Origin of the sequence: Capsulimonas corticalis (assembly GCF_003574315.2) — a bacterium.
Classification (GTDB): Bacteria; Armatimonadota; Armatimonadia; order Armatimonadales; family Capsulimonadaceae; genus Capsulimonas; species Capsulimonas corticalis.
The window spans coordinates 3176095-3199123 of sequence record NZ_AP025739.1; the positions used below are offsets into that span (position 1 = coordinate 3176095).

Genomic DNA, 23029 nt, shown 5'->3' on the forward strand with positions numbered 1-23029 from the left:
CGCGCCCAGGCGTAATGCACCATACTCTGGAAGAACGCCGACCGAAAACACGCTCGTCAACATTGTCAGTCAAAGGATCGATATCATGACGCTCACCATGCCGACGCTTGAAACGCTCAGCGCCGAAGAACTGCGTTTGATGAACGCCTACTGGCGCGCCGCCAACTATCTCTCCATCGGGCAAATCTACCTTCTCGCCAACCCGCTTCTGACCGAGCCGCTGAAACGCGAGCATATCAAGCCGCGCCTTTTGGGCCACTGGGGCACCACGCCCGGCCTGAACTTTATCTACGTCCACTTCAACCGGCTGATCAAGCAAAACGATCTCAACGCGATCTACATCGCCGGCCCCGGACATGGCGGGCCGGGACTGGTCGCCAATACATATTTGGAAGGCGTGTACAGCGAGGTGTATCCCGATATCAGCCAGGATACGCTCGGGATGCAGCGCCTGTTCAAGCAGTTCTCGTTTCCCGGCGGTATCCCCAGCCATGTGGCGCCCGAGACGCCCGGCTCGATCCACGAGGGCGGCGAGCTTGGCTATGCGCTTTCGCACGCCTATGGCGCGGTGTTTGACAATCCGGATCTCGTCGCGTGCTGCGTTGTGGGCGACGGCGAGGCGGAGACCGGGCCGATGGCGGCGAGCTGGCACAGCAATAAGTTTCTCGACGCCGCGCGCGACGGCGCGGTGCTGCCGATTTTACACCTGAACGGCTATAAGATCGCGAACCCCACCGTGCTGGCGCGCATCAGCCATGAAGAGCTCGAAAACCTCTTCCGTGGCTACGGCTACAAGCCGTACTTTGTTGAGGGCGACGATCCTGAGATCATGCATCAAACGATGGCGACGACTCTGGACACGGTCCTCGCCGAGATCCAATCGATCCAGGCGAATGCGCGCGAGAAGGGCGATTTGAAGCGCCCTCTCTGGCCGATGATCATCCTGCGAACGCCTAAAGGGTGGACGGGGCCAAAGTATGTCGACGGCCTGAAAACCGAGGGATACTGGCGCTCGCATCAAGTGCCGTTCTCGGAGATGGACAAACCCGAACATGTGACGGTGCTCGAAAACTGGATGAAGAGCTATCGTCCCGAAGAGCTGTTCGACGAGCGCGGCGCGTTGATCCCCGAGCTGGCGGCGCTGGCCCCAACAGGCGACCGGCGCATGGGCGCCAATCCGCACGCGAACGGCGCAGCTCTGCTCAAGGGCCTGCGCCTGCCCGCATTTCGCGATTACGCCCTCACCGTCGATCGGCCTGGCGTGACATACGGCGAGGCGACTCGCGTGCTGGGCGGATTTCTGCGCGATGTGATGGCGCAAAACGCCGACCGTCAGAACTTCCGCGTCTTCTCGCCCGACGAGAACAACTCCAATCGGCTGGACGCCATTCTCAGCGCGACCAACCGTGCATGGGATGCTGAAATGCTGCCGGAGGATGACCGGCTCGCCCCCGATGGTCGCGTGATGGAGATCCTGAGCGAGCATACCTGCCAGGGCTGGCTGGAGGGTTATCTGCTCACGGGCCGGCACGGGTTCTTCTCGTGTTATGAGGCGTTTATCCATATCGTCGACTCCATGTTCAATCAGCACGCCAAATGGCTCAAGAGCACCAATCGTATCCCGTGGCGCCGGCCCATCGCCTCGCTGAACTATCTGCTGACCTCGCATGTCTGGCGGCAGGACAACAACGGCTTCTCTCATCAGGACCCGGGCTTTATCGACCATGTGATCAACAAGAAGGCCGATGTCGTGCGCGTCTATCTGCCGCCCGACGCCAACTGTCTGCTGTCCGTGGCCGACCACTGCCTGCGCAGCCGGCAATACGTGAACGTGATCGTCGCCGGCAAGCAGCCGGCGCTCCAGTATCTGACCATGGACGCCGCCGTCAAACACTGCACGGCGGGCATTGGGATCTGGGAGTGGGCGAGCAATGACCAGGGCGGCGATCCCGATGTGGTGATGGCCTGCGCGGGCGACATCCCCACGCTGGAGACTCTGGCCGCCGTGGATCTCCTGCGCCGCAGCCTGCCCGATCTGAAGATCCGCGTGGTCAATGTCGTCGACTTGATGACCCTGGAGCCACACAGCGAGCACCCGCACGGTCTCACCGACGCCGATTTCGATACGATCTTCACGAAGGACAAGCCCGTGATCTTCGCCTATCACGGCTATCCCTGGCTGATCCATCGTCTCTGCTACCGGCGGACCAATCACGGAAACTTCCACGTGCGCGGATACAAAGAAGAGGGAACGACGACCACGCCCTTCGACATGGTCGTCTTGAACGATCTCGATCGCTTCCATCTGGCGGGCGACGTCATCGACCGCGTTCCCTCGCTTGGCGGCAAGGCCGCCTATCTCAAGCAGCAACTGCGCGACAAGCTGTTCGAGCACAAGGCGTATGTCCGCGAATACGGCGAGGACATGCCCGAGATACGAGACTGGACCTGGACGCATTGATAAGTGATGCTACGCACATGCATGGCTGGCGACTGAAGTCGCGCCTAGAAAAGCACGATGCCCAGAGGGCGCCCACCCTCCGGGCGCTCCAGATTGGAAACGCTAGCGATCTCTTAATCTGGAGTCCACGGAAGTGGACATCGTGCACTTCTAGGCGCGGTTTTAACCGCCGGCCACGCATTTGCGTAACATTCATAACCATCGAGGTCGTATGAACGTTTTGGCATTGAACGCCGGCAGCTCCAGCCTCAAATACCGCCTCTTTCGCGTTTCTGATGGCGTGGAAGAGGCGCTGCATGAGGGCGAGGCCGAGCGTCTGGATGGCCCGATGTTCCCGGACGCCGCCGGTAAGGCGATCGAGGAGTGCCGGCATTACGGCGTCAGCGCCGTGGGACATCGTTTTGTCCATGGCGGCGCCGACTTTCACGAACCGGTCGTCGTCACGGACGGCGTCCGGGAGCGCCTGCGCGGCCTTGCGGAGATCGATCCGCTGCACAATCCCACCGAGATGGCGGTGATGGAGGAAACCCGGCGCGCGCTGCCTGACGCGCCGGTCGTCGCGGTCTTCGACACGGCCTTCCATCACACGCTGCCCGAGGCCGCGTATCGTTACGCGCTGCCCTGGGAGCTGTCTGACCGTCTCGGTCTGCGCCGTTATGGCTTCCATGGGATTTCACATCGCTACGCCTCCGAACGGCTTTTTACGCTGCTGGGGCGTGAAGCTCATGGGACAAAGATCGTCACATGCCATCTGGGAAGCGGCGCGAGTCTCTGCGCGATCCGCGACGGCGAAAGCGTGGACACCAGCATGGGGATGACTCCGCTGGAGGGTCTCGTCATGGGAACGCGCAGCGGCGACATCGACCCCGGCCTGCTCCTCCATCTGCTGCGAACGCAGGGCATGACCGCCGAGGCTCTGGACGATCTGCTCAATCGAAAAAGCGGCCTGCTGGGGCTTTCGGGACGCAGCGCCGATGTGCGTGATTTGGAAGCCGCCGCGGGCGATGCGCGCGTCGCGCTGGCGCTCGAAATCTTTGTGGACCGCGTTCGCAAGTATCTCGGCGCCTACGCCGTCGTGCTGGGCGGGCTGGACGCCATTGTCTTTACCGGCGGAGTCGGCGAGCACTCGGCGCCCATCCGCGCACGGATCTGCCGGGGCTTAGAGTTTCTCGGCGTCGCCCTCGACGAATCGCTCAACCAGCAAGTGGGCCATGAGCCCGCGCGAATCAGCGCCGGGCATTCTCCCCTTGATATCGCGGGCCAAAACCACACGCTTGCGGGGCAGGGAGGCCAGGTGGAAATCTGGACCATCCCCGCCGACGAAGAACGACAGATCGCGCGCGAAGTCGCCGCTCTGCTTCAGAAATGATTTTCTCCTCTGATGAAAAATGAAGTGACGGATTTCGATCCGGCGGCCGGCGCATTCTGGAGCGTTCCCGCCGACGAGCTGCTCGGCCGCCTGCATACGGCGTCGCAGGGGCTTACCTCCGAAGAAGCGAAGAAGCGCCTGGCAAGCGGGAGCGGCGGGCTGCGTGGCGGTCGACGGGACAAGAGCGCCCTGCTGCTTTTGCTGTCCCAATTTAAAAGCCCGATCATCCTGGTGCTGATCGCCGCCGCGATCCTCTCCATCTTTCTCAAGGATGGGGCCGACGCCGCGATCATTCTCGTGATCGTCTTCGTCAGCGGCGCGCTGGGCTTCTGGCAGGAGCGCGGCGCGGCCGACGCCGTGCGGAAACTGCTCGCGATCGTTCAGGTCAAAGCGACATGCCTGCGCGACGGCAAGCCCGTCGATGTCCTGACGGACGAGATCGTTCTGGGCGACATCGTGCTGCTCAAAGCCGGCGGATCCATCGCCGCCGATTGCCTGCTGCTGGAATCCAAGGATCTGTTCGTCAACGAGGCGACCCTGACCGGCGAGACATTCCCCGTCGAGAAGTCCGTGGGCGTTACGCCTCCCGATACGGCGCTCGCGAAGCGGACGAATACGCTCTACATGGGAACGTATGTGACCAGCGGAACCGCCCGCGCGGTCGCGGCGCGCGTGGGGAGCGCCACGGAAGTGGGAAAGGTCTCCCAAACGCTGGCGCACAAGCCGCCGGAGACCGAGTTTGAACGCGGGATCCGCCACTTCGGCTACATGCTGATGGAGGTGACGTTCCTGATGCTGATGGCGATTCTGGCCGTCAACGTCTATTTGGGACGGCCCGTGCTGGACTCCCTGCTCTTTTCGCTGGCGCTGGCGGTGGGGCTGACGCCGCAGCTACTCCCGGCGATCATCAGCATCAATCTGGCGCACGGCGCCAAGAACATGGCCCAAAAGAAGGTGATCGTCAAGCGGCTCTCCAGCATCGAGAACTTCGGGAGCATGGATGTGCTGTGTACGGATAAAACCGGCACGCTCACCGATGGAACCGTCAAACTGCGCGGCGCGATCGACTTTACAGGCAAGGACAGCGACTATGTCTTTCTGCTCGCCTACCTCAACGCCACATTCCAATCCGGTTACGCCAATCCTATCGATCAGGCGATCGCCGCCGACCATTCGCCCAATATCGACGCCTACAAAAAGCTCGACGAAGAACCGTACGATTTTGTGCGCAAGCGGCTGAGCGTCCTGGTCGCGCAGTCGTCCGAAAGCGGCGCGGCGGAAACGCATCGGATGATCACGAAGGGCGCCCTGGCGAATATTCTGGCCGTCTGCGCTTCGGCGCAGGCGGCCGACGGATCCGTCGCGCCCCTGGATCCGCTCCGCGCGCGGATCCAGGCCCAGTATGAGGCGCTGAGCGCGCAGGGCTGCCGCACGCTGGGCGTCGCCTTTCGGGATGTCGGTCTCGAAGTCTCCAAAATCGACAAGAGCCATGAGGCGGATATGACCTTCGCCGGATTTCTGGCGCTGTTCGATCCGCTGCAAGACGGGATCATCGAATCGCTCCAGAACCTGCGTGACCTGGGCGTCTCTCTGAAGCTGATTACCGGAGACAATGCGCTCGTGGCCGCGAATGTCAGCCAGCAGGCGAAGATGCGCGACACGGAGGTTCTCACGGGAGGCGAGCTGCTGCAAATGAGCCAGGAGGCGCTGGTCCGGCGTGTTTCCAAGATCGGGGTGTTCGCCGAAGTCGAGCCGAACCAAAAGGAGCGCATCATTCTCGCGCTCAAAAAGGCCGGGCATGTCGTGGGATACATGGGGGATGGGATCAATGACGCGTCCGCCCTGCACGCCGCCGATGTGGGGATCTCCGTGGCCGGCGCGGTGGATGTCGCCAAGGAATCGGCCGATATTGTTCTGCTGGAGAAAGACCTTCTGGTGCTGGCGGCGGGAGTGCGCGAAGGGCGAATCACCTTCGCCAACACGCTCAAATATATCTTCATGGCGACCAGCGCCAACTTCGGCAACATGTTCAGCATGGCGGGCGCGTCGCTGTTCCTGACGTTTCTCCCGCTGCTGCCCAAACAAGTCCTGCTGACAAACCTGATGACCGACTTTCCGGCGATGACCATCGCGGGCGACCGCGTGGATCCGGAGATGGTGGACGCGCCGCGCCGCTGGGACATCGCGTTCCTGCGCCGCTTCATGCTCGTCTTCGGGTTCGTCAGCTCCGCCTTCGACTACCTCACCTTTTTCGTCCTGCTGCACTGGATGCGCGCCACGCCCGCGCAGTTCCGCACCGGATGGTTCATCGAAAGCGTATCGAGCGCCGCCCTGATCGTGCTGATCGTACGCACCCGCCACCGATGCTATCTCAGCCGCCCCAGCCGAGCGCTGTTCCTCACGACGCTCGCCGTGGTCGGCGTCGTCCTGATCCTGCCATACACGCCGCTGGCCGCTCCGCTGGGTTTGACGGCGCTGCCGATCGTCTATCTTCCCGTGCTGGGTTTGATCATCGGACTTTATATCGTCGCCGCCGAGGTGGCGAAGACGTGGTTTTATCGAAGCATGGCGTGATGCGCGCCGTTCGCGTGGAAAACAGGTAAATATTCCTCGTGAATTTCCGCCGATAGTACGGTAGGATAGAGTAACAATCCAGTGAGCGCGCGATCTTTATTCACGCGCGCCCACGTCTTTCACTCAGTTATCATCAATATTCGCAGGAGGTATTCACAGATGAATTCATTGAGCAATCGTGCTTCGCAGCGTGGGTTTACACTCATCGAGTTATTAGTTGTCATCGCAATCATCGCGGTTTTAGCGGCAATTCTGTTCCCAGTCTTCGCCAAGGCGCGTGAGAAAGCGCGCCAGGTCAGCTGCGCGAGCAATTTGAAGCAGATCGGTCTGGCGCTTCTCCAGTACACGCAGGACTACGATGAGAAGATGATGACGGACTGGGACGGGCAGCATTCGTACAAGCAGTCGATTCAGATCTACATGAAGAGCGCCCAGCTCTGGTCCTGCCCGTCCAATCCGCACAACCAGGAGATCGGCAACGCGGCGGATCCGGCGCAGGGGATGCCCGCGATCGTTCGGTCGTACGCGGCGAACCCGCGTCTGATCTGCCCGGGATGGGCGGGGCCCAGCCCCGGCATCGCGATGATCAACGAGCCGTCCACGCGCATCGTCATTTGCGATTCGACCTATGAGTGGGGCGTGATGTACACGGACTGGAACCCGCTCAATGGCCGCCACGACATGCGTGACAACGGCTTCGCCGGCCACACGGACAATATGGACTGCCTGTTCATGGACGGCCATGTCAAGGGACTGAAGCCCACCGCCACCACGACGCCGGTCAATATGTGGGGAACGATGGACGACAACACCGGCGGGGGAGACTGCGACACCGGCTGGCCCGCCAAGTACGTCAGCGGCATCAATTGCACCCAGGTCTCGCCGGGACAAGTCGCCGCCGCCGGCGAGCTTCAGCAGAAGTATCAGTAGTTCTGACGACCGGACGTAATCCGAACAAAGCCCAGCGGCGAACTGCCGCTGGGTTTTGTTGTTTTGCCGTTACTTGTGCGTCAGCAGACGCTCGGCGATACATTGCAGGGGAAGGACTTCGTGGGCGGCGCCCTGGGCGATGGCTTCTTTGGGCATGCCGAAGACGACGCAGGTGGCTTCATCCTGGGCGACGGTGTAGGCGCCGGAGTCGCGCATGCGGCGCAGGCCGCGCGCGCCGTCGTCGCCCATGCCGGTGAGGATCGCCGCCGTCGCGTTGCGGCCGGCGAGCGCCGCGCAGCTATCGAACAGGACATCGACGGAGGGACGGTGCCGGTTGACCGGCGGGCCTTCCGCGACGCGGACGGAGTACTCCGCCCCGGACTTCACCAGCGACATATGGAAGCTGCCCGGAGCGAGCAGGGCGTGCCCGGGGAGCACTCGGTCGCCGTTCTCCGCTTCTTTCACGCGGATATTGCAGAGGCTGTCCAGACGCTTGGCGTACGAGGTCGTGAAGCCGGGCGGCATGTGCAGCACCATGACGATCCCGGGTGAGTTCGCCGGAAGCTGGGTCAGCACTTCGCGGATCGCTTCGGTGCCGCCGGTCGAGGCGCCGATGGCGATGATCCGGTTGGTGAGCTGATAGGCGGCCGCCCCGGAGAGCGCCGCCGTCGCCTGCGGTTTCGCCGGTGCGGTTCGCGGCAGGATCCGGGCGCGCGCGGCCGCCTTCACCTTCTCGATGATAATATCGGCGCCTTCGGAAACGCCGTTCAGCGTGTCGAAGGTTGGCTTCGCGAAGAAGTCGATCGCGCCGAGCTCCAGCGCCCGCATGGTGATGTCGCAGCCGGCTTGCGTCAGCGAGGAGACCATCACGACCGGGGTGGGGCGTCCGCGCATCAGCTTCTCCAGGAAGGTCAGGCCGTCCATGCGCGGCATCTCGACGTCCAGGGTAATGACGTCGGGCGTCAATTGGATAATCTTTTCGCGCGCGATAAACGGATCGGCCGCGGTCCCCACGATCTCGATTTCGGGATCGGATGAGAGAATGTGGCTCAGCAATTGCCGCATCGCGGCGCTGTCATCGACAATGAGCGCTCGTATCTTCTTACCGGACATCAGTGGCCTCTTGGCTTCCAAACGTTTGCCGTTCTAAAATAACGTTTGCCGTTTTAAAATAATGTGATGTTGCTGTCGTCGGCGGGAGCGCTCTGCGGGGCGGGACGCGCAAGCGACTTCTTCTCTCTCGCGACTTCCGCCATCAGCGTCTGCTGATCGGCGCCGGTTGACTCCAATCGCCGCATCAGTGTGCGGCCGGTGTCCGTGAAGAAGTACACCTCGCGCGCCGCGTAGCCGCCCAGATCGCGCGAGACGATCGGGATCCCTTCGGTCTCCAGAAAGCTGAGGGCGAATCGGATATTGCTCTGCGGCACGCCGCCCGACGATTCGGCGATCCGCAGGACGTGCGCTCCGCCAAACACCTTCGCCTGCAAGCGGCTCCGGTCGGCGCCGTGCTTCATGCAGTCGTTGATCAGCAGCTCCATGGCGTGCACGCCGTAACGCGCGCTCACGGCTTCGCCGCTGCTGCTTTCCGGCAGCATAAAGTGATTGAGGCCGCCGACGTTCACCTGAGAATCGTACAGGCCGACCGCGATGCACGATCCCAGGATTGTCCGGACGACGGTTGGCGCCTTGCTCGCGCAGACTCCCCCGATGTGAATCGAGCGGCGCCGCCGCTCCCCAAATTCCTGCTCGTATCGCTTATTCACGCGGCCTTCTCCACAAGTCTCTCGTTTCCGGTCAGCCGATAGATCGTCTGGCCGCAGGCGTCGAACGCATTGGATATCCCAAGCAGCGATTCTGAGTGGCCGATGAACAGCAGTCCGCCAGGCTGAAGCCGGCTCGCGAAGCGTTCGAACAGTCGCTTTTGCGTGGGCTTGTCGAAGTAGATCACCACGTTGCGGCAAAAGATAATGTCGAACTTGGTGTCGGGGCGCATCGGCCAGGACGGCTCCAGCAGATTGACTTGCCGAAAGGTCAGATGCTCCTGAAGCTCGCGCTTGACCTTGTAGGATCCCTCCCGCTCGCCGGAGCCGCGCAGGAAGTACTTGCGCAGCAGGTCGCGCGGAATCGTGTCCGTTCGGCTTTCATCGTAGATCCCGCGCTCGGCGTGCGCCAGCACGTTCGTATCGATGTCCGAGGCGAGCTGCCGCCAGTCCCATTCGGAGTGGTTCGCGAACGCCTCGGAGAGGGTGACGCCGAGCGTGTACGGCTCCTCGCCCGTCGAGCAGCCGGCGTGCCAGACGCGCAGCATCGGCTTTCGCTCGCCCCGCCGCGCGCTTTGCGCGAGCGCGGGGACCAGCTCCCGGGCGATGTATTCGAAATGGTGCGGCTCGCGAAAGAAATCCGTCTTGTTCGTCGTGATGGAGTTGATGAAGGCGCTTTGCTCCTCGTCGTCCCCCGCGTTTGTGACGAGTTCGTAGTACTCGGAAAACGACGAAAGTCCATGCATCCGGAGTCGCTTGGTCAGCCGCGACAGCACTAGCTGCCGCTTGCCTTCGTTGATCACGATGCCTGTGAGCTGATAGATCAGATCACGAAACTTCGCGAATTCTTTATCGGTGAGTTCGGGCTCTTCCATAAGCGTCGATCCAATCCGTTGGGGAGGCCCAATGTTGTGAAATAAGACTTCGACCGTGACCTACCCTCGGCCTTCGGCCGACCCCTCCGGGCAAACCCACCCCCGGGCTTTGGTCCCTTGCAAACCCACCCCCGCGCTTCGCGCGACCCCTCTCGCCGACGGGAAGGGTTCTTCAGAGTGTGTTATCGCAGGCGGCTACCGTAAGAGGCAATCTTACCAACCCTTCCTGTCGGCGGGAGGGGTCGCGCGAAGCGCGGGGGTGGGTTTGCAAGGGCTCGAAGCCCGAGAGTGGTTTTGTCCGGGGCAGGTTATGCCCCGGCGCGTGATCTAGAACTCCTCGAAACCGTCGTCGTCCTTGATGAACGAAGTGGACGGGCGGCGGAGCGGGGCCGAGGCGCGCGGCGCGGGGGTGAACCGGCTGCTGGATATGGGCCGGGCGGGCGCGGCGGGCTTGCGGGCGGGCGACGTGGGCCGGGCTTGTTCGGAGTCGCGCATCATGGCGTCGATGTAGCTGGGATCCACCTGGAACTGTCCGACGACGCGGACAAGGTCCTTCGCCTGGTTTGTGGTTCCCTGGCTGGTGGCGGCGGCCTCCTCGACCAGCGCGGCGTTCTGCTGCGTGATCTGGTCCATCTGCATGATCGCGTTGTTCACCTGCTCGATGCCGGCGGCCTGCTCCTGGGAAGCGGCGGAGATTTCGGCGATGATGTCGGCGACCTTCTTGACGGAGGTGACGATCTCGTCGAGCTGCTGGCCGCTCTGGTTGACCAGGCTGCTGCCTTCCTGAACCTTCTGCACGCTGTCCTGAACGAGCGTCTTGATCTCCTTGGCGGCGGTCGCGCTGCGTCCGGCCAGCGTACGCACTTCGGCGGCGACGACGGCGAAGCCGCGTCCCTGCTCGCCGACGCGGGCCGCTTCGACGGCGGCGTTCAGCGCCAGCAGGTTCGTTTGGAACGCGATCTCGTCGATCACGGAGATGATGTCGGCGATGCGCTTGGACGCCTTGTTGATCTCCTCCATCGAGTTGACGGCCTTACCGACCACGCTGCCGCCGCGCTCGGCGACTTCACGGGCCTGGGCGGCGAGCTGGTTGGCCTGCCGGGCGTTGTCCGCGTTCTGCTTGACGGTGGAGGTCATCTCCTCCATGCTCGACGCCGTCTCTTCCAGGCTGGACGCCGTTTCCTCGGTGCGGCGCGACAGATCGTCGTTGCCGGCGGAGACTTCATTCGACGACGCCACGATGCTATCGGAGGCGACGCGGACCTGAGCGATGAGCTGCGAAAGGTTGGCGGTCATATCGTTGAACGCCGTCGCCAGCTTGCCGATGGCGTCGTCCTTCTCGACCGGGATCTGACGGGTCAGATCGCCCTGCGTGATCGCGAGGGCGGCGCTCATCATCTCCTCAACCTTGGCCGAAAGATACTCTTTCTCCGCGATCTGCTCCTGCTGGCGCGCTTCCATCGCGACCTTTTCGGTGATCCGCTCCCAGTAAACGACATAGCCGGCCACGGCGCCCTTATCATCCTTGGTGCTGGTGACGGTGACATCGCAGACGCACGGCCCCGTTTTGATGCGCGACTGGTAAGGATGATTTCGCGAATCGGACGCTTTGCGGAACTCCTCGGGCTCGTCCGTGAACAGCCAGCCCAGGGATTTGCCGATCGTCTCATCGGCGCGGAACGATCGCCAGGCGTCGCTGTGCCGGTGCAGATTCGGCTCCATGAAGCGCATGATATCGACGGCCTTCTCGTTGGCGTACAGAACGTTCCAGTTGATGTCGCACAGGAAGGTGTTCGACGTGGACTTATCCAGGGTGGTCATGAGCTGCTGGACGCGCGCTTCCTGAGCGACCTTCTCCGTGATCCGCTCCCAGTAAACCGCGTAGCCCGTGACGCCGCCCTTTTCATTGCGCGTGCTGGTGACGGTGACGTCGCAGACGCACGGCCCGGTCTTGATGCGCGCCTGGTAGGGGTGGTTGCGCGGGTCGGACGCCTTGCGGAACTCTTCCGGCTCGTCCGTGAAGAGCCAGCCCAGAGATTTACCGATCGTTTCGTCGGCGCGGAACGACTTCCAGGTGTCGCTGTGGCGGTGGAGGTTCGGCTCCATGAAGCGCATGATATCGACGGCCTTCTCGTTGGCGTACAGAACGTTCCAGTTCATATCGCACAGGAAGGTGTTCGATGTCGAGTGCTCCAGCGTCGTCATCAGCTGCTGGGCGCGGGCCTCTTGAGCCAGCTTATCCGTGATCCGCTCCCAGTCCACGGCGTAGCCCAGGAGATCGCCGTTCGCGGCGCGGATTCCGGTGATCTGGACATCGCAGGTGCAGGGGCCGGTCTTGATCTGAGCCTGGTAGGGGTGGTTGCGCGGATCGGCGGCGCGCCGGAACTCCAGCGGCTCATCGGTGAAAAGGAAGCTGAGGTTGCCGCCGACGATATCCGCCGCGCGGAACGAGCGCCAGGAATCGTTGTGCGCGTGCAGGTTCGGCTCCATGAACTCCAGGATATCGAAGCTCTTCTTGTTGGCGAACAGGATATTGAAGTCCTTGTCGCAGAGGAACGTGTTGGAGCGGGAGTTGTCCAGGGCAGTGTGCGCCCACGCCATCAGGTCCGGGGCCTTCGGCGTATTCGCCACCACGGAGAGCTTGGGGCGGGGAGTGCGCGTCGGCTTGTTCTCGCCCTCCACCACGTTCAGTTCGGTCTTGCGCGCCGTGGCGCGCGGTGTCGTCGTCGATTTTGCGGCTGCTGCCATGTGTTCGTAACTCCTGTTGTAGAAACTTGTGTTGGAATATGGCCGTTAGGCCGCAAGCGCGAGGGGAGCGGGCTCCCCGAGCAGAACGATGTCGATGTCAAGCAAGATGATCAGGTTTTCTCCCATGCGCGCCATCCCCTGAAGAGTGCTCGCGTTCATGGAGTTTCCGAAATCGGGAGCGGGCTGGATATCGCTGAGGGGGATATTCACCACCTCGGAGACGCTGTCCACGATTACGCCCATCACCCGGTTCTGTACGACCACGACGACGATCGCCGTGAACTGGTTGTATTCGATCTCCTCCAGGCCGAACTTGCGGCGCAGGTCGACGATCGGCACGATGGTGCCGCGCAGGTTGAGCACGCCGACCACTTCGGGAGGAGCGTTGGGGATGCGCGTCGTAGGCACATATCCCTTGATCTCCTGAACCTTCAGGATGTCCACCCCGTACTCTTCATCCCCCAGCGAGAAAGTGAGGTACTGGTTGGCGTCGGTGGAATGTCCGGCGTCGTTCTGTGAAAACTGCGTTTGTTCAAGCGCCATAGGTTTGTCCTTAGTTGAGTGTCGATTAGGCGGCCGCGGCGAGGGCGGCGCTCTCCGAAAGGGTATCCCGTACTAATCCCGGAACGTCCAGGATCAACGCGACTCGGCCGTCGCCCATGATCGTGGCGCCGGCGATCCCCCGCACCTTGCGATAATTCGTCTCCAGGCTCTTAATCACCACCTGGCTCTGTCCGATCAGCTCGTCCACGAGCAGCGCGACCTTGTGGTTATCGTTTTCGACGATCACCAGCAGCCCTTGCGTCGGGTCCGTCACCTTCGGGCTGGACCCGAAGACCTGATACAGGCGGACAACAGGCAGCACCTCGCCGCGAACCAGCGCGATCTCCGTGCGCCCCGCGATCTTCCGGACATCGCCGGCGGCCGGCTGGATACTTTCCACGATGCTCGTCAGCGGCAGGATATACGTCTCGTTGCCGACCGTCAGCGACAGTCCTTCGAGGATCGCCATCGTAAGCGGCAGGCGGATGCGGAATGTCGTGCCCACGCCGGGCGTGGAGGTCAGGGTGATCGAGCCGCCCAGCGCCTGCACGCCCTGCTTCACGATGTCCATGCCGACGCCGCGTCCGGAGAGGTCCGTGACCGCCGGCGCCGTCGAAAATCCGGGCATGAAGATGAAGTTGTAAAGCGTCTCATCGGAGGGCGTGTCGTTTTCCGTCACCCAGCCGCGCTCGATCGCTTTCTTTAAGATCCGCTCACGGCTCAGGCCGCGCCCGTCGTCGGAAACCTCCACGGCGATGCTGCCGCCTTCATGCAGCGCGTGCAGCGAGACAGTTCCCTGTTCGGGCTTGCCGGCGGCGCGCCGCTCTTCGGGCGTTTCCAGGCCATGGTCGATGGAGTTGCGGACCAGATGGGTGAGCGGATCCGCGATGGATTCGATCATGCCCTTGTCCAGCTCGGTGTCCTCTCCCGAGGTCTTCAGCTCGATCTTCTTGCCGACCGTCGCGGCCAGATCGCGCACCAGGCGCGGGAAGCGTCCGAAGGCGTGCTTGATCGGGAGCATCCGGACCGCCATCACGCGCTCCTGAAGCTCGCGGGAGGCGCGCTCCATCTCGGCGACGGCTTCGATCAGGCGGGGAAGCTTCGCCATGGAGAAGTCCTGCACGACTTCGTTGAGCATCGACTGATTGATGACCAATTCGCCGACTAAGTTGATCAGCTTATCGACTTTGTCGGTCGCGACTCGCAGCGTCTGCGCCTCGGCCGGCGGCGCGGCCTTCGCGGCGGCTTCGACGGGCAGGGCGGCGGGCGGAGCCATGGCCGGCGTGGGCTCCGCCGCCGGGACTTCGGCGACCGGTTCGGCGGCGGGGGGCGCGGCCTCCATAGGGGCCGCCGGCGCCGCTGCGGCGGGGGAACGGGTTTCGCTAGTGACTTCGAGGCGGATCTCGCTGTCGTCGGCCACGAACTCAAAGATCTCCAGGATCTCCTCGGAGGTTTTGTCCGAGCGCAGCTCCACTTCCCAGCTCAAATAGCACGCTTCGGGATCCATGTCGGCGAGCGCGGGCAGGCGGGAATCGTCGCAGACGATGCTGAGGATATCGCTCACCTTGCCGAGCTGTCCGAGCAAAAGCAGGGGATCTCCGCCCTGGCGCAAAATGTCCGGCCCGGGGGCGAAGTACAGGCGATAGGTGTGGGCAAGCGACCAGACGCCCCATCCCTCTTCCTCGGCGGCTTTTTGCTTCGGGAGGGTTGGCTGGGCGGCGACGATGGCCGGCTGGCCGAGGATCGCGGCCTCGATCCGCGCGGACAGCGCGGAGGAATCCGGAGCCGACGCGCTTTCGCCGCGTGCGACGGAAAGTAGGGCCTTCATCTGGTCGAGGGATTCAAACAGGACCTGGGAGAGGGAGCGATCGATCTTGATCTCTCCGTTGCGCACCTTGTCCAGCAGCGTTTCCAGACCATGGGTGAAGTGCGCGATGTCCGTGAATCCAAAGGTGGCGCTGCCGCCCTTAATGGAGTGCGCGCACCGGAAGATGGTGTTGAGCAGCTCCAGGTCGCCCGGATCTTCCTCCAGGCGCAGCAGCAGGCCCTCTAAGTCGGCCAGCAAATCACCGGCTTCTTCGAAAAAAGCCTGGTGGAACATGGTCATGTCAAGGTTCACGCTGGAAGCACCTTTTCAATCACCTTGAGCAGCTGCTCGGGATGGAACGGCTTGACGATCCAGCCGGTCGCGCCGGCCGCCTTGCCTTCCGCCTTGCGGCCGTCGCCGCTTTCGGTGGTCAGCATAAGAATCGGGGTGAAGCGAAGCCCGGCCTTCGTGCGGGCTTCTTTGATAAAGGTCAGCCCGTCCATGACGGGCATGTTGAGGTCCGTGATGATCAGATCGACTTTGCCGCCGGGCGCGCTTGCGAGCTTCGCCAGGGCTTCCTGGCCGTTGCCGCCTTCCAGGACGGTAAATCCCGCGCCTTTGAGCGTAAAGCCCACCATCTGCCGCATGGACGTCGAATCGTCCACGATCAGTGCTGTTTTTGCCACGTTATCAGTCCTTTGTAAAGCCGCTCCCAGGGAGCATACGTATCCAATTTCGGTATTTTTACGAGCATTCTTTAGCGATTTCTCGCCGGGAAATTAGAACAGGGTAATATCGTCGTCGTCCGATTGGTAGCTGACGACTTCCAGCGTCGGCGCCGCCCCGACGGCGTGAGCCATGAATGTGTTTTGTCCGACGGCGTAGGCGAGCGTCGCGTGCGCCTCCGCGCTTTCCCCGCATTCGCCGCGCAGCGTGTCGCGCATGCGGGAGAGCGGATCGGCGACGTGCTCCAGGCGCTGCCGCAGCAGATCGTGGAACTGGAAGGCGATGACGATCTTGCCGATGTCGTCGCTGACCTTCAAACTGCGGTCGCCCAGGTCGCTGACGGCGGCCTGCGTGATCTCGTCGGCGGTGCGGATCATTTCCAGAAGGTCGTTGATGGCGATCTGCGCCGAGCAGCTTTTTTCCAAACTCAGTTCGGCGGCGATGCCCAGCGCGTCAAAAATCGATTCGCTGTCCTCGCTGACCTGGCTGGTCAGCAGGCGCATCCGCTCGGTCGCCTGGCGGCTGCGCTCGGAGAGCTTGCGCACCTCGCCGGCGATGACCGCGAAGCCCAGTCCCGCCTGCCCGGCCCGCGCCGCCTCGATGGAGGCGTTGAAGGCGAGCAGCACCGTCTGGTCGGCGATCACCTCAATGTCGTCGAGAAGCTTGCGCAGGTGTACGGATACTTCGGTCAGCGATTGGATCTGTTTTGCGGTGCGGGAGATCTGGCGGGCGGTGCTGAGCATGCCCTCGACGAATCCTCCCATCACGTCCGTCGCCTGCGTGGCGATCTTCGTGACGCTTTCGTCGTTGTCCGATCCCGCGACCTGCTGCGCGCTGATCGCCGCTTCCCGGGAATCCGATGAGATCTGTAGGAACGAGCCGATCGCGGCCGAAACGGCTTCCTCGGCTTCCGACAGCGCCGTGACGACCTGCCCCGCGAGGTGATCGGCCATCTCGGCGACCTGGTTTGTGATGCGCAGGCGCTCTTCGTCGGCGCGGACCAGCGCCTCCTCGGCCTCTTCCGCGGCGGCGAGACGCTCCTGCGCGAACGCTTCCGCCTCCGCCGCCTGCTCGGTTAATAACCGGATCTGCGCGTCCTGCGCCGCAATGCGGGCCGTCAGCTCGGCGTTTTGCGCCTCCAACTCAAACAGCCGCTCTTCCATGCCGCTGACCGTGGCGTGCGCCGGCGCCGGCGTGTCCGCCGCCGGGTTCGTTTTCGAGGGGAACCATTTCATAGGGACAGCCCCGCTGTTTTCGCGTCCATGAGTACGCGGTCCGTCGCCCCGGTGATCTCGACCGTTCTGCCGGCCGCGGCGGCGTCGCGCCGCAGCGCGCTCAGGATTTGGAAGGACGAAATGTCCAGCCGCTCCACATCCGACATCTCCACACGGATGGCTGCGGCCTGAGTGTCCTCCAGCGCTTTGCGCGCGGTTTCGTGGAACGCGGCGGCTTCGAACATGTCGATCGCTCCGTGCAGCGTCAATGCGCCGACGGCGCCGCGCCGACGATATGCAACACTCTTTTTCGCGGTAGGCATAGGTTCGATCGTCCTTAATGTCTGGGAAATGGATAGGCGTAACTGTGCTGAAGCCATTATCGGCGCTCGCGCTCGACTTCTTGAGCGGCTTTTTCGCTGGAGCGTCATTCGGGGCGATTTGGTCTGAAAAAGTGGGCGTCCCTTGCCGACAATCCAATGCGAGACTCGCGCGCAGCGCGCCGATTATGGAAACGATTGGACGTCCCTATGACTTCTCCGATACCCGACAACGAAGAACAGCGCCTGGAAGCCCTGCGTCGATACCGCATTTTGGATACTCCCCCCGACCTCTCGTTTGACCGGATCACCGCTCTCGCGGCGCGTGTCTTCGAGACTCCGATTGCGCTGGTCACGTTGCTGGATGAGGATCGGCAGTGGCTTAAATCGCGCCATGGCGTTGATGTATGCCAAACCGACCGGGGCGTGGCCTTTTGCGCGCACGCGATCATGACGACCGATGTTTTGGTCGTCGAGGACGCGCGGCTGGACCCTCGTTTTTCGGACAATCCCCTGGTCGTCGGCGGACCTCAGGTTCGCTTCTACGCCGGCGCTCCTCTGCGCACTCAGGACGGCCTCAATCTGGGGACGCTCTGTGTCCTCGACATCAAGCCCCGGGCATTCTCCGAGGATCAGCGGCAAAACCTGGCGGATATGGCCGCGATGGCGATGAGCGAACTGGATCTGCATCTGCGCTCCCAGGAACTCGCCCTGATCTGCCGCCGCGAGCGGGAGACGAACAGTCTCCTCGCCACCGTCACGAAGTATATGCCGGGTGTGATCTTCGCGCTGGACGAAAACGGCGTCTACACCCTGATGGACGGCGCCGGAGTGCGGTCCGCCAATCTGGACCCGCGCGAAATGGTCGGCAAGTCGTGCATGGATGTTCTGAGCTCGTCTCCCGATCTTCGGGACTGCGTCGCCCGCGCGCTGAAAGGCGAATTGACCGCCTGGATCGGCGAATATCAAGGGGTTTGCTACGAGACTCATGGCCGTACGATCCGTGACGATTCTGGAAAGATCACCGGGCTGATCGCCGTCGCCAACGATATCACGCTGCGCCGTACGACCGAGCAGGAGCTCCGGCGGATCGTTTTGCAGACCGAGCATCTGCTGGCCTCGCTGCCTTCGGTACTGATCGGCGTGGATGAAACGGACGTTATCACGGTCTGGAGCGCGGCCGCCAGCCGCCTCTTCGGCAAGACGACGTCTGATATGGTGGGCAAGCCGTTCGCCGAATGCGGCATTCTCTGGGATTGGATCGAGATCACCCGGGCGGTGCGCGAATGCAAGGCGTCGTCCCAGGTGGTGCGCCTCGACGATGTGTGCTATATGCGTCCCGACGGTTCGGAGAGCATTCTGGGCGTGAGCATCAACCCCATCAGTGAATCGTCGGTCGGCAATATGGGATTCCTGCTGCTGGCGGCCGACGTTTCGCGCCGGCGCCAGGAGGAGGAAGCGCTGCGGCAGGCGGAGCTCAAGTTCCGCTCGATCTTCGAAAACGCCGTGGAGGGCATCTTTCAGTCGACGCCGGACGGCCGCTTTTTGAGCGTCAACCCCGCCTTCGCGCGGATCGCCGGCTATGAAACTCCGGACGAGCTGATGGCGCATGTGACGGACGCGGGAAAGAACCTCTACGTCAACCCCGTGGAGCGGCAGGAGTTCGTTCGCCGCTTGATGACCGACGGCATCATCAAGGACTTTCTCATCCAGCATCGGCGCAAGGATGGTGGCCTGGGCTGGATCACCGCGTCGGCGCGCACGATCAAAGACGCCAGCGGCGCGGTCTCTTATTTTGAAGGCAGCGTGCTCGATATCACCGAGCGCAAGCACGCCGCCGAAGGCATGAGCCAGCTCGCGGCGATCGTCGAGTCGTCCGATGACGCGATTATCGGCAAAACCCTCGACGACGTCATCGTCAGCTGGAACCCGGGAGCGGAGCGGCTTTACGGCTATTCTCTGGAAGAAGCGGTCGGGCGCAAATTCAATGAACTCGTTCCTCCCGCGCACGCCTCCGATGGGTCTCCCTCGCTGATGGAGCGCTTGCTGCGCCTGGAGCCGATCAGCAGCTTCGAGACGGCCCGGGTCGCCAAGGACGAGCGTGTGGTGGAGATCTCCGTGAGCATTTCGCTGATCCGCAACGCCGAGGGCGAGCCAATCGGCGTATCGTCGATCGCACGCGATATCACGCTGCAAAAGCAGGCGCAGCAGGAGCTGGCCGACACGGCGTTCGAGCTGGAATGGCGCAACTGGGAGCTGGCGGAGGCGCGCGACGCCGCGCTCGCCGCCGCGCGCCTGAAATCCGAATTCCTCGCGAATATGAGCCATGAGATCCGCACGCCGATGAACGGCGTGATCGGGATGATCGATGTGCTTCTGCACACGCCGCTGGACGAAGGGCAGCTCGACTGCGCGCGGACGGTGAAGCAGTGCGCGGACGCGCTAATGACCGTAATCAACGACATCCTCGATTTCAGCAAGATCGAAGCGGGGAAGATGACGATCGAGACGGTGGAGTTTACGCTGCACGAACTGCTGGAAGACGTCTGCGTGCTCCTTTCCGCGAAGGCGAAGGAGAAAAACCAGGAGCTGGTCTGCGCGATGCCGCCTCTGTCCTTCGCGCCGACGTTTGGGGCGGGACGGATCCTGGGCGATCCCAGCCGCCTGCGCCAGGTGGCGACCAACCTGCTGAGCAACGCCGTCAAATTTACCGACGACGGCGGTGAAGTCGTGCTCGGCGCCGAACTGATGTCGGAGAGCGCGACCGAAGCGACATGGCGCATCTTCGTTCAGGACAACGGCATCGGGATCCCGAAGGACCGCCAGGCGGCGATCTTCGAGAGCTTTACGCAGGCGGACGGATCGACGACGCGTCGTTACGGCGGCACCGGGCTGGGGCTGACGATCTGCCGGCAGCTTGTGGAGCTGATGGGCGGAACGCTGGCCGTCGAAAGCGACGCCGGGCAGGGGAGCACTTTTTCCTTTGAGCTGACCTTTGAGAAGCAGGTGAAGGGATCGGCGCCGGCGCGGCTTCCCAAGACCCTGCCGCCGCTTCGGGTGCTGGCGGTGGACGCCAGCGGCGAAAGCCGGCGCAAATTGCAGTCGCTGCTGGGCGCCTGGGGGTGCCGCGTGACGGTGGCGTCCGGCGAGGCGAGCGCGCTGAAGCTGCTGTCAGGCGAGCTGAGCGTGGAGGGCGCCGACGCGATTCTGATCGACTCGGAAGTGGAGGACGGCGACGGCGTCGCGGTCGCGCGCCGCCTGAAGGCGGAGGCAAATCTGTCCGATGTGCCGATCATTTTGCTGACCGGTCGGGAGGCGCGAAGCCAGGAAGACACGAAGCTATTCGCGGCCCTGGTGCGCAAGCCGCTGCGCCAGTCCGAGATGTTCCAGGCGCTCGCGCGCCTCTTTGGCACCGGCGATCCGTCCGGTTTCGAAGATGTGGAGCGGCCCGAGCAGATCCTGCTGGATGTGAGCGCGCGCAGCGCGCGTGTGCTGCTGGTGGAGGACACTCCGATCAATCAGAAAGTCGCGCGCCGTCTTCTGGAGCAGGGCGGATACGAAATGGACGGCTTGACCGTGGCGAACAATGGGGCGGAGGCGGTCGAGGCGTTCCAGTCCGGCGTATTCGACCTGATTCTGATGGATGTGCAGATGCCGGGAATGGACGGCCTGGCGGCGACGGGAGCGATACGCCGATGGGAATTTGCGGAAGAGCGCACGCGCACGCCGATCGTGGCGATGACGGCGCACGCCATGACCGGCGATCGTGAGCGCTGCCTTTCCGCCGGCATGGACGACTATATCACCAAGCCGATCAACGCCCCGGACCTTTACGCCGCCTTAAATCGCGGTCTCTCCGAGGCGCCGTACGCCAGCGAAACCCGCCATGCCGCCGAGGGTGTCCCGGCGGAGCCGGACTCCGGCGAAGAACGGGAAGAGATCGCCTCCCAGGAGATTTTGGACCCCTCACGTTTAGCGCAGCTCTGCGCGGGGGATCTGAATTTTGAGCGGGAGATGCTGCTGGAGTTCCTCGGCGCCGCGCCAAGGATGCGCCAGCGCTGTGAGATGATGCAGGAAATCGGCGACTGCGCCGGCCTTCAGCACTGGGCCCATACCCTGAAGGGCGCCGCCGCCGCGATCGGCGCGATGAGGCTGGTGGATCTGTGCCAGGAATGGGAGAATGCGGCGGCGGAGGAAGATGTCAGCCGCGTTGATTCCCAGGCGGCGCGGGTCTCCAAGGAGATGGAGCGCGTCGAGACCCATTTGAACGCGCGCGTTGCCGCCATTGGCGAGCCATATGCAAAATCACTCTGAGTATTTTGCCGGTATATTCCGAAAATAGGGATGAGAAAACCCATGAAAATCATTATTGCTGAAGATGATCCCGTTTCGATGCGCGCTCTGCGCATGGTGCTTGAGAGCCTCGGCCATCAGGTGACCGCCGTCGCCAGCGGCGCGCTCGCCTGGTCCGCGCTGCAGGCCGAAACGTTCCCCATCGTCATTACCGACTGGATGATGCCGGACATGGATGGAATAGAACTTTGCCGGAATATCCGGTCGCGCAAGAACGCCCCTTATACGTGCGTCATCATGCTCACGGCCAAACAAACCCGCGAAGACCGCGTCAAGGGCCTCAACGCCGGCGCGGATGTCTTCCTGACCAAGCCGCTCGTCCGCGAAGACCTGATCGCGCGCCTCCAAGTCGCCGAGCGGATCCTGATGCTGGAACAAGGCGCGCCTGCCCGCTAAGCGCAAATTGTCCCGTTCGCCATCATTGCCCGATTCCTGCGCCGCCTGGGAGAAGCATGCTCCTCCCGGGTAAATGCAGAGAGCAACTTTCCATCCCTCTCGTTTTCCCAATCTCAAGTCTCCCCTGCAACTTTCGCGTCGTTACTACGTCTCACCAATCATAAAACCGTTGGAATGGATTGAAGTGATGGAAAACAGTAAGCTGCGGGAGTTTTTGAAGAAGGACGCTGTGATTATTGCGTCCGTTGGGTTTGCCCTCATCATGGCCGATCTCTGCGCTGCGCCGCATCACGTCCAGTGGCAGGCACGACTGATCACGCTGTCCACCCTTGCAATCGCATTGCCGATCTCGCAAGGCGTAATTCTCTGGGCTTTCAGCGCCAATCGCGCCCGGCAGACTCATTGACGGCGAGATTAAATATGGGCATCGTGGAAGGGCGCAGCGCGCTAGTTCTCAAAAGTGCGCCCTGGCAAAAGGCGCTGGGTTCCATGATATTTCTCATTATGGGAGGAATAGCGATTGACGTCTTATTGTCCATAGTCGTACCGTCATACACCGTTCATTTCATGGAGAAATCCTCTGTCGGCCGTCAGCCATCGACAGTTTTTGGAATGCTTTTTGTATTGGCGATTGGTTTCTATATCTGGTGGGGAACAGTAAGGTTTCTAATTATTGCAAATGAAGCCGGAATCACGGCGACTAATGGGTTTTGGACCTGGCGTGTGCTTTGGAAGGACATGCACTCTTACCGAATCGAAAACCTGGGCATCAAAGAGGAGCGCTGGGAGCCGGTGATCCTGGACGCCGATCGCAGAGTGCTGCTGAAGCCTTTTATCTGCCCCTTCTTTTCCACCCGATCCGGTGATGAAGAGCGGGCGAGATTCTGGCAATATGTCATGCAGAGAATTGACCAGAAATCCGCGCATGGCCGCATGGAAATATGATCATGCGG

17 protein-coding genes are annotated in these 23029 nt (G+C 62.4%); 8 read left to right on the plus strand and 9 right to left on the minus strand.

The window, feature by feature from the left end; translation table 11 throughout:
• Window positions 1–85: 85 nt before the first annotated feature.
• From D5261_RS13420 to D5261_RS13435, 4 genes are all read left to right on the plus strand, one after another.
• On the plus strand, window positions 86–2461 hold the full coding sequence (locus tag D5261_RS13420; protein ID WP_119325093.1) for a phosphoketolase family protein: 2376 nt from the start codon (window positions 86–88) through the stop codon (window positions 2459–2461).
• Window positions 2462–2672: 211 nt separating this feature from the next.
• Entirely contained in the window at window positions 2673–3830 is a 1158-nt protein-coding gene (locus D5261_RS13425) for an acetate/propionate family kinase (RefSeq protein ID WP_119325094.1), read from the plus strand.
• A 12-nt stretch (window positions 3831–3842) separates the two neighbouring features.
• Entirely contained in the window at window positions 3843–6404 is a 2562-nt protein-coding gene (gene mgtA / locus D5261_RS13430; protein WP_119325095.1) for a magnesium-translocating P-type ATPase, read from the plus strand.
• Window positions 6405–6563: 159 nt separating this feature from the next.
• On the plus strand, window positions 6564–7334 hold the full coding sequence (locus D5261_RS13435; RefSeq protein ID WP_119325096.1) for a type II secretion system protein: 771 nt from the start codon (window positions 6564–6566) through the stop codon (window positions 7332–7334).
• Window positions 7335–7403: 69 nt separating this feature from the next.
• Here the strand turns inward: D5261_RS13435 and D5261_RS13440 are convergent, their stop codons facing one another.
• From D5261_RS13440 to D5261_RS13480, 9 genes are all read right to left on the minus strand, one after another.
• Window positions 7404–8447, minus strand: coding sequence for a protein-glutamate methylesterase/protein-glutamine glutaminase (locus D5261_RS13440; RefSeq protein ID WP_119325097.1), 1044 nt, complete (start codon window positions 8445–8447; stop codon window positions 7404–7406).
• 53 nt (window positions 8448–8500) lie between these two features.
• Entirely contained in the window at window positions 8501–9097 is a 597-nt protein-coding gene (locus D5261_RS13445; RefSeq protein ID WP_119325098.1) for a chemotaxis protein CheD, read from the minus strand.
• Entirely contained in the window at window positions 9094–9969 is an 876-nt protein-coding gene (locus D5261_RS13450) for a CheR family methyltransferase (protein ID WP_119325099.1), read from the minus strand. The genes D5261_RS13445 and D5261_RS13450 overlap by 4 nt, the downstream gene beginning before the upstream one ends.
• Before the next feature lie 327 nt (window positions 9970–10296).
• Window positions 10297–12717, minus strand: a complete 2421-nt coding sequence (locus tag D5261_RS13455) for a methyl-accepting chemotaxis protein (RefSeq protein ID WP_119325100.1) — start codon at window positions 12715–12717, stop codon at window positions 10297–10299.
• A gap of 45 nt (window positions 12718–12762) precedes the next feature.
• A complete protein-coding gene (locus D5261_RS13460) occupies window positions 12763–13260 on the minus strand; it encodes a chemotaxis protein CheW (protein ID WP_119325101.1) in 498 nt (165 codons plus the stop codon).
• A gap of 25 nt (window positions 13261–13285) precedes the next feature.
• Window positions 13286–15379 (minus strand): chemotaxis protein CheA, encoded by a 2094-nt coding sequence (locus tag D5261_RS13465; RefSeq protein ID WP_125206403.1) that lies wholly within the window; start codon window positions 15377–15379, stop codon window positions 13286–13288.
• Window positions 15376–15753, minus strand: a complete 378-nt coding sequence (locus tag D5261_RS13470) for a response regulator (protein ID WP_119325103.1) — start codon at window positions 15751–15753, stop codon at window positions 15376–15378. Before D5261_RS13470 ends, D5261_RS13465 begins: the two co-directional genes overlap by 4 nt.
• Before the next feature lie 93 nt (window positions 15754–15846).
• A complete protein-coding gene (locus D5261_RS13475) occupies window positions 15847–17028 on the minus strand; it encodes a methyl-accepting chemotaxis protein (RefSeq protein WP_119325104.1) in 1182 nt (393 codons plus the stop codon).
• Window positions 17025–17330, minus strand: a complete 306-nt coding sequence (locus tag D5261_RS13480) for an STAS domain-containing protein (RefSeq protein ID WP_165864674.1) — start codon at window positions 17328–17330, stop codon at window positions 17025–17027. The genes D5261_RS13475 and D5261_RS13480 overlap by 4 nt, the downstream gene beginning before the upstream one ends.
• 207 nt (window positions 17331–17537) lie before the next feature.
• Here D5261_RS13480 and D5261_RS13485 point away from each other — a divergent pair, with 207 nt between their 5' ends.
• The 4 genes from D5261_RS13485 (at window position 17538) to D5261_RS13500 (ending at window position 23021) form a co-directional block, all read left to right on the plus strand.
• Entirely contained in the window at window positions 17538–21641 is a 4104-nt protein-coding gene (locus tag D5261_RS13485) for a PAS domain S-box protein (RefSeq protein ID WP_165864675.1), read from the plus strand.
• Window positions 21642–21683: 42 nt separating this feature from the next.
• Window positions 21684–22076 (plus strand): response regulator, encoded by a 393-nt coding sequence (locus D5261_RS13490; RefSeq protein ID WP_165864676.1) that lies wholly within the window; start codon window positions 21684–21686, stop codon window positions 22074–22076.
• A 187-nt stretch (window positions 22077–22263) separates the two neighbouring features.
• A complete protein-coding gene (locus D5261_RS13495; RefSeq protein ID WP_125206404.1) occupies window positions 22264–22482 on the plus strand; it encodes a hypothetical protein in 219 nt (72 codons plus the stop codon).
• Between the two features lie 14 nt (window positions 22483–22496).
• Window positions 22497–23021 (plus strand): hypothetical protein, encoded by a 525-nt coding sequence (locus D5261_RS13500; protein ID WP_119325109.1) that lies wholly within the window; start codon window positions 22497–22499, stop codon window positions 23019–23021.
• The last annotated feature ends 8 nt before the right edge of the window (window positions 23022–23029 follow it).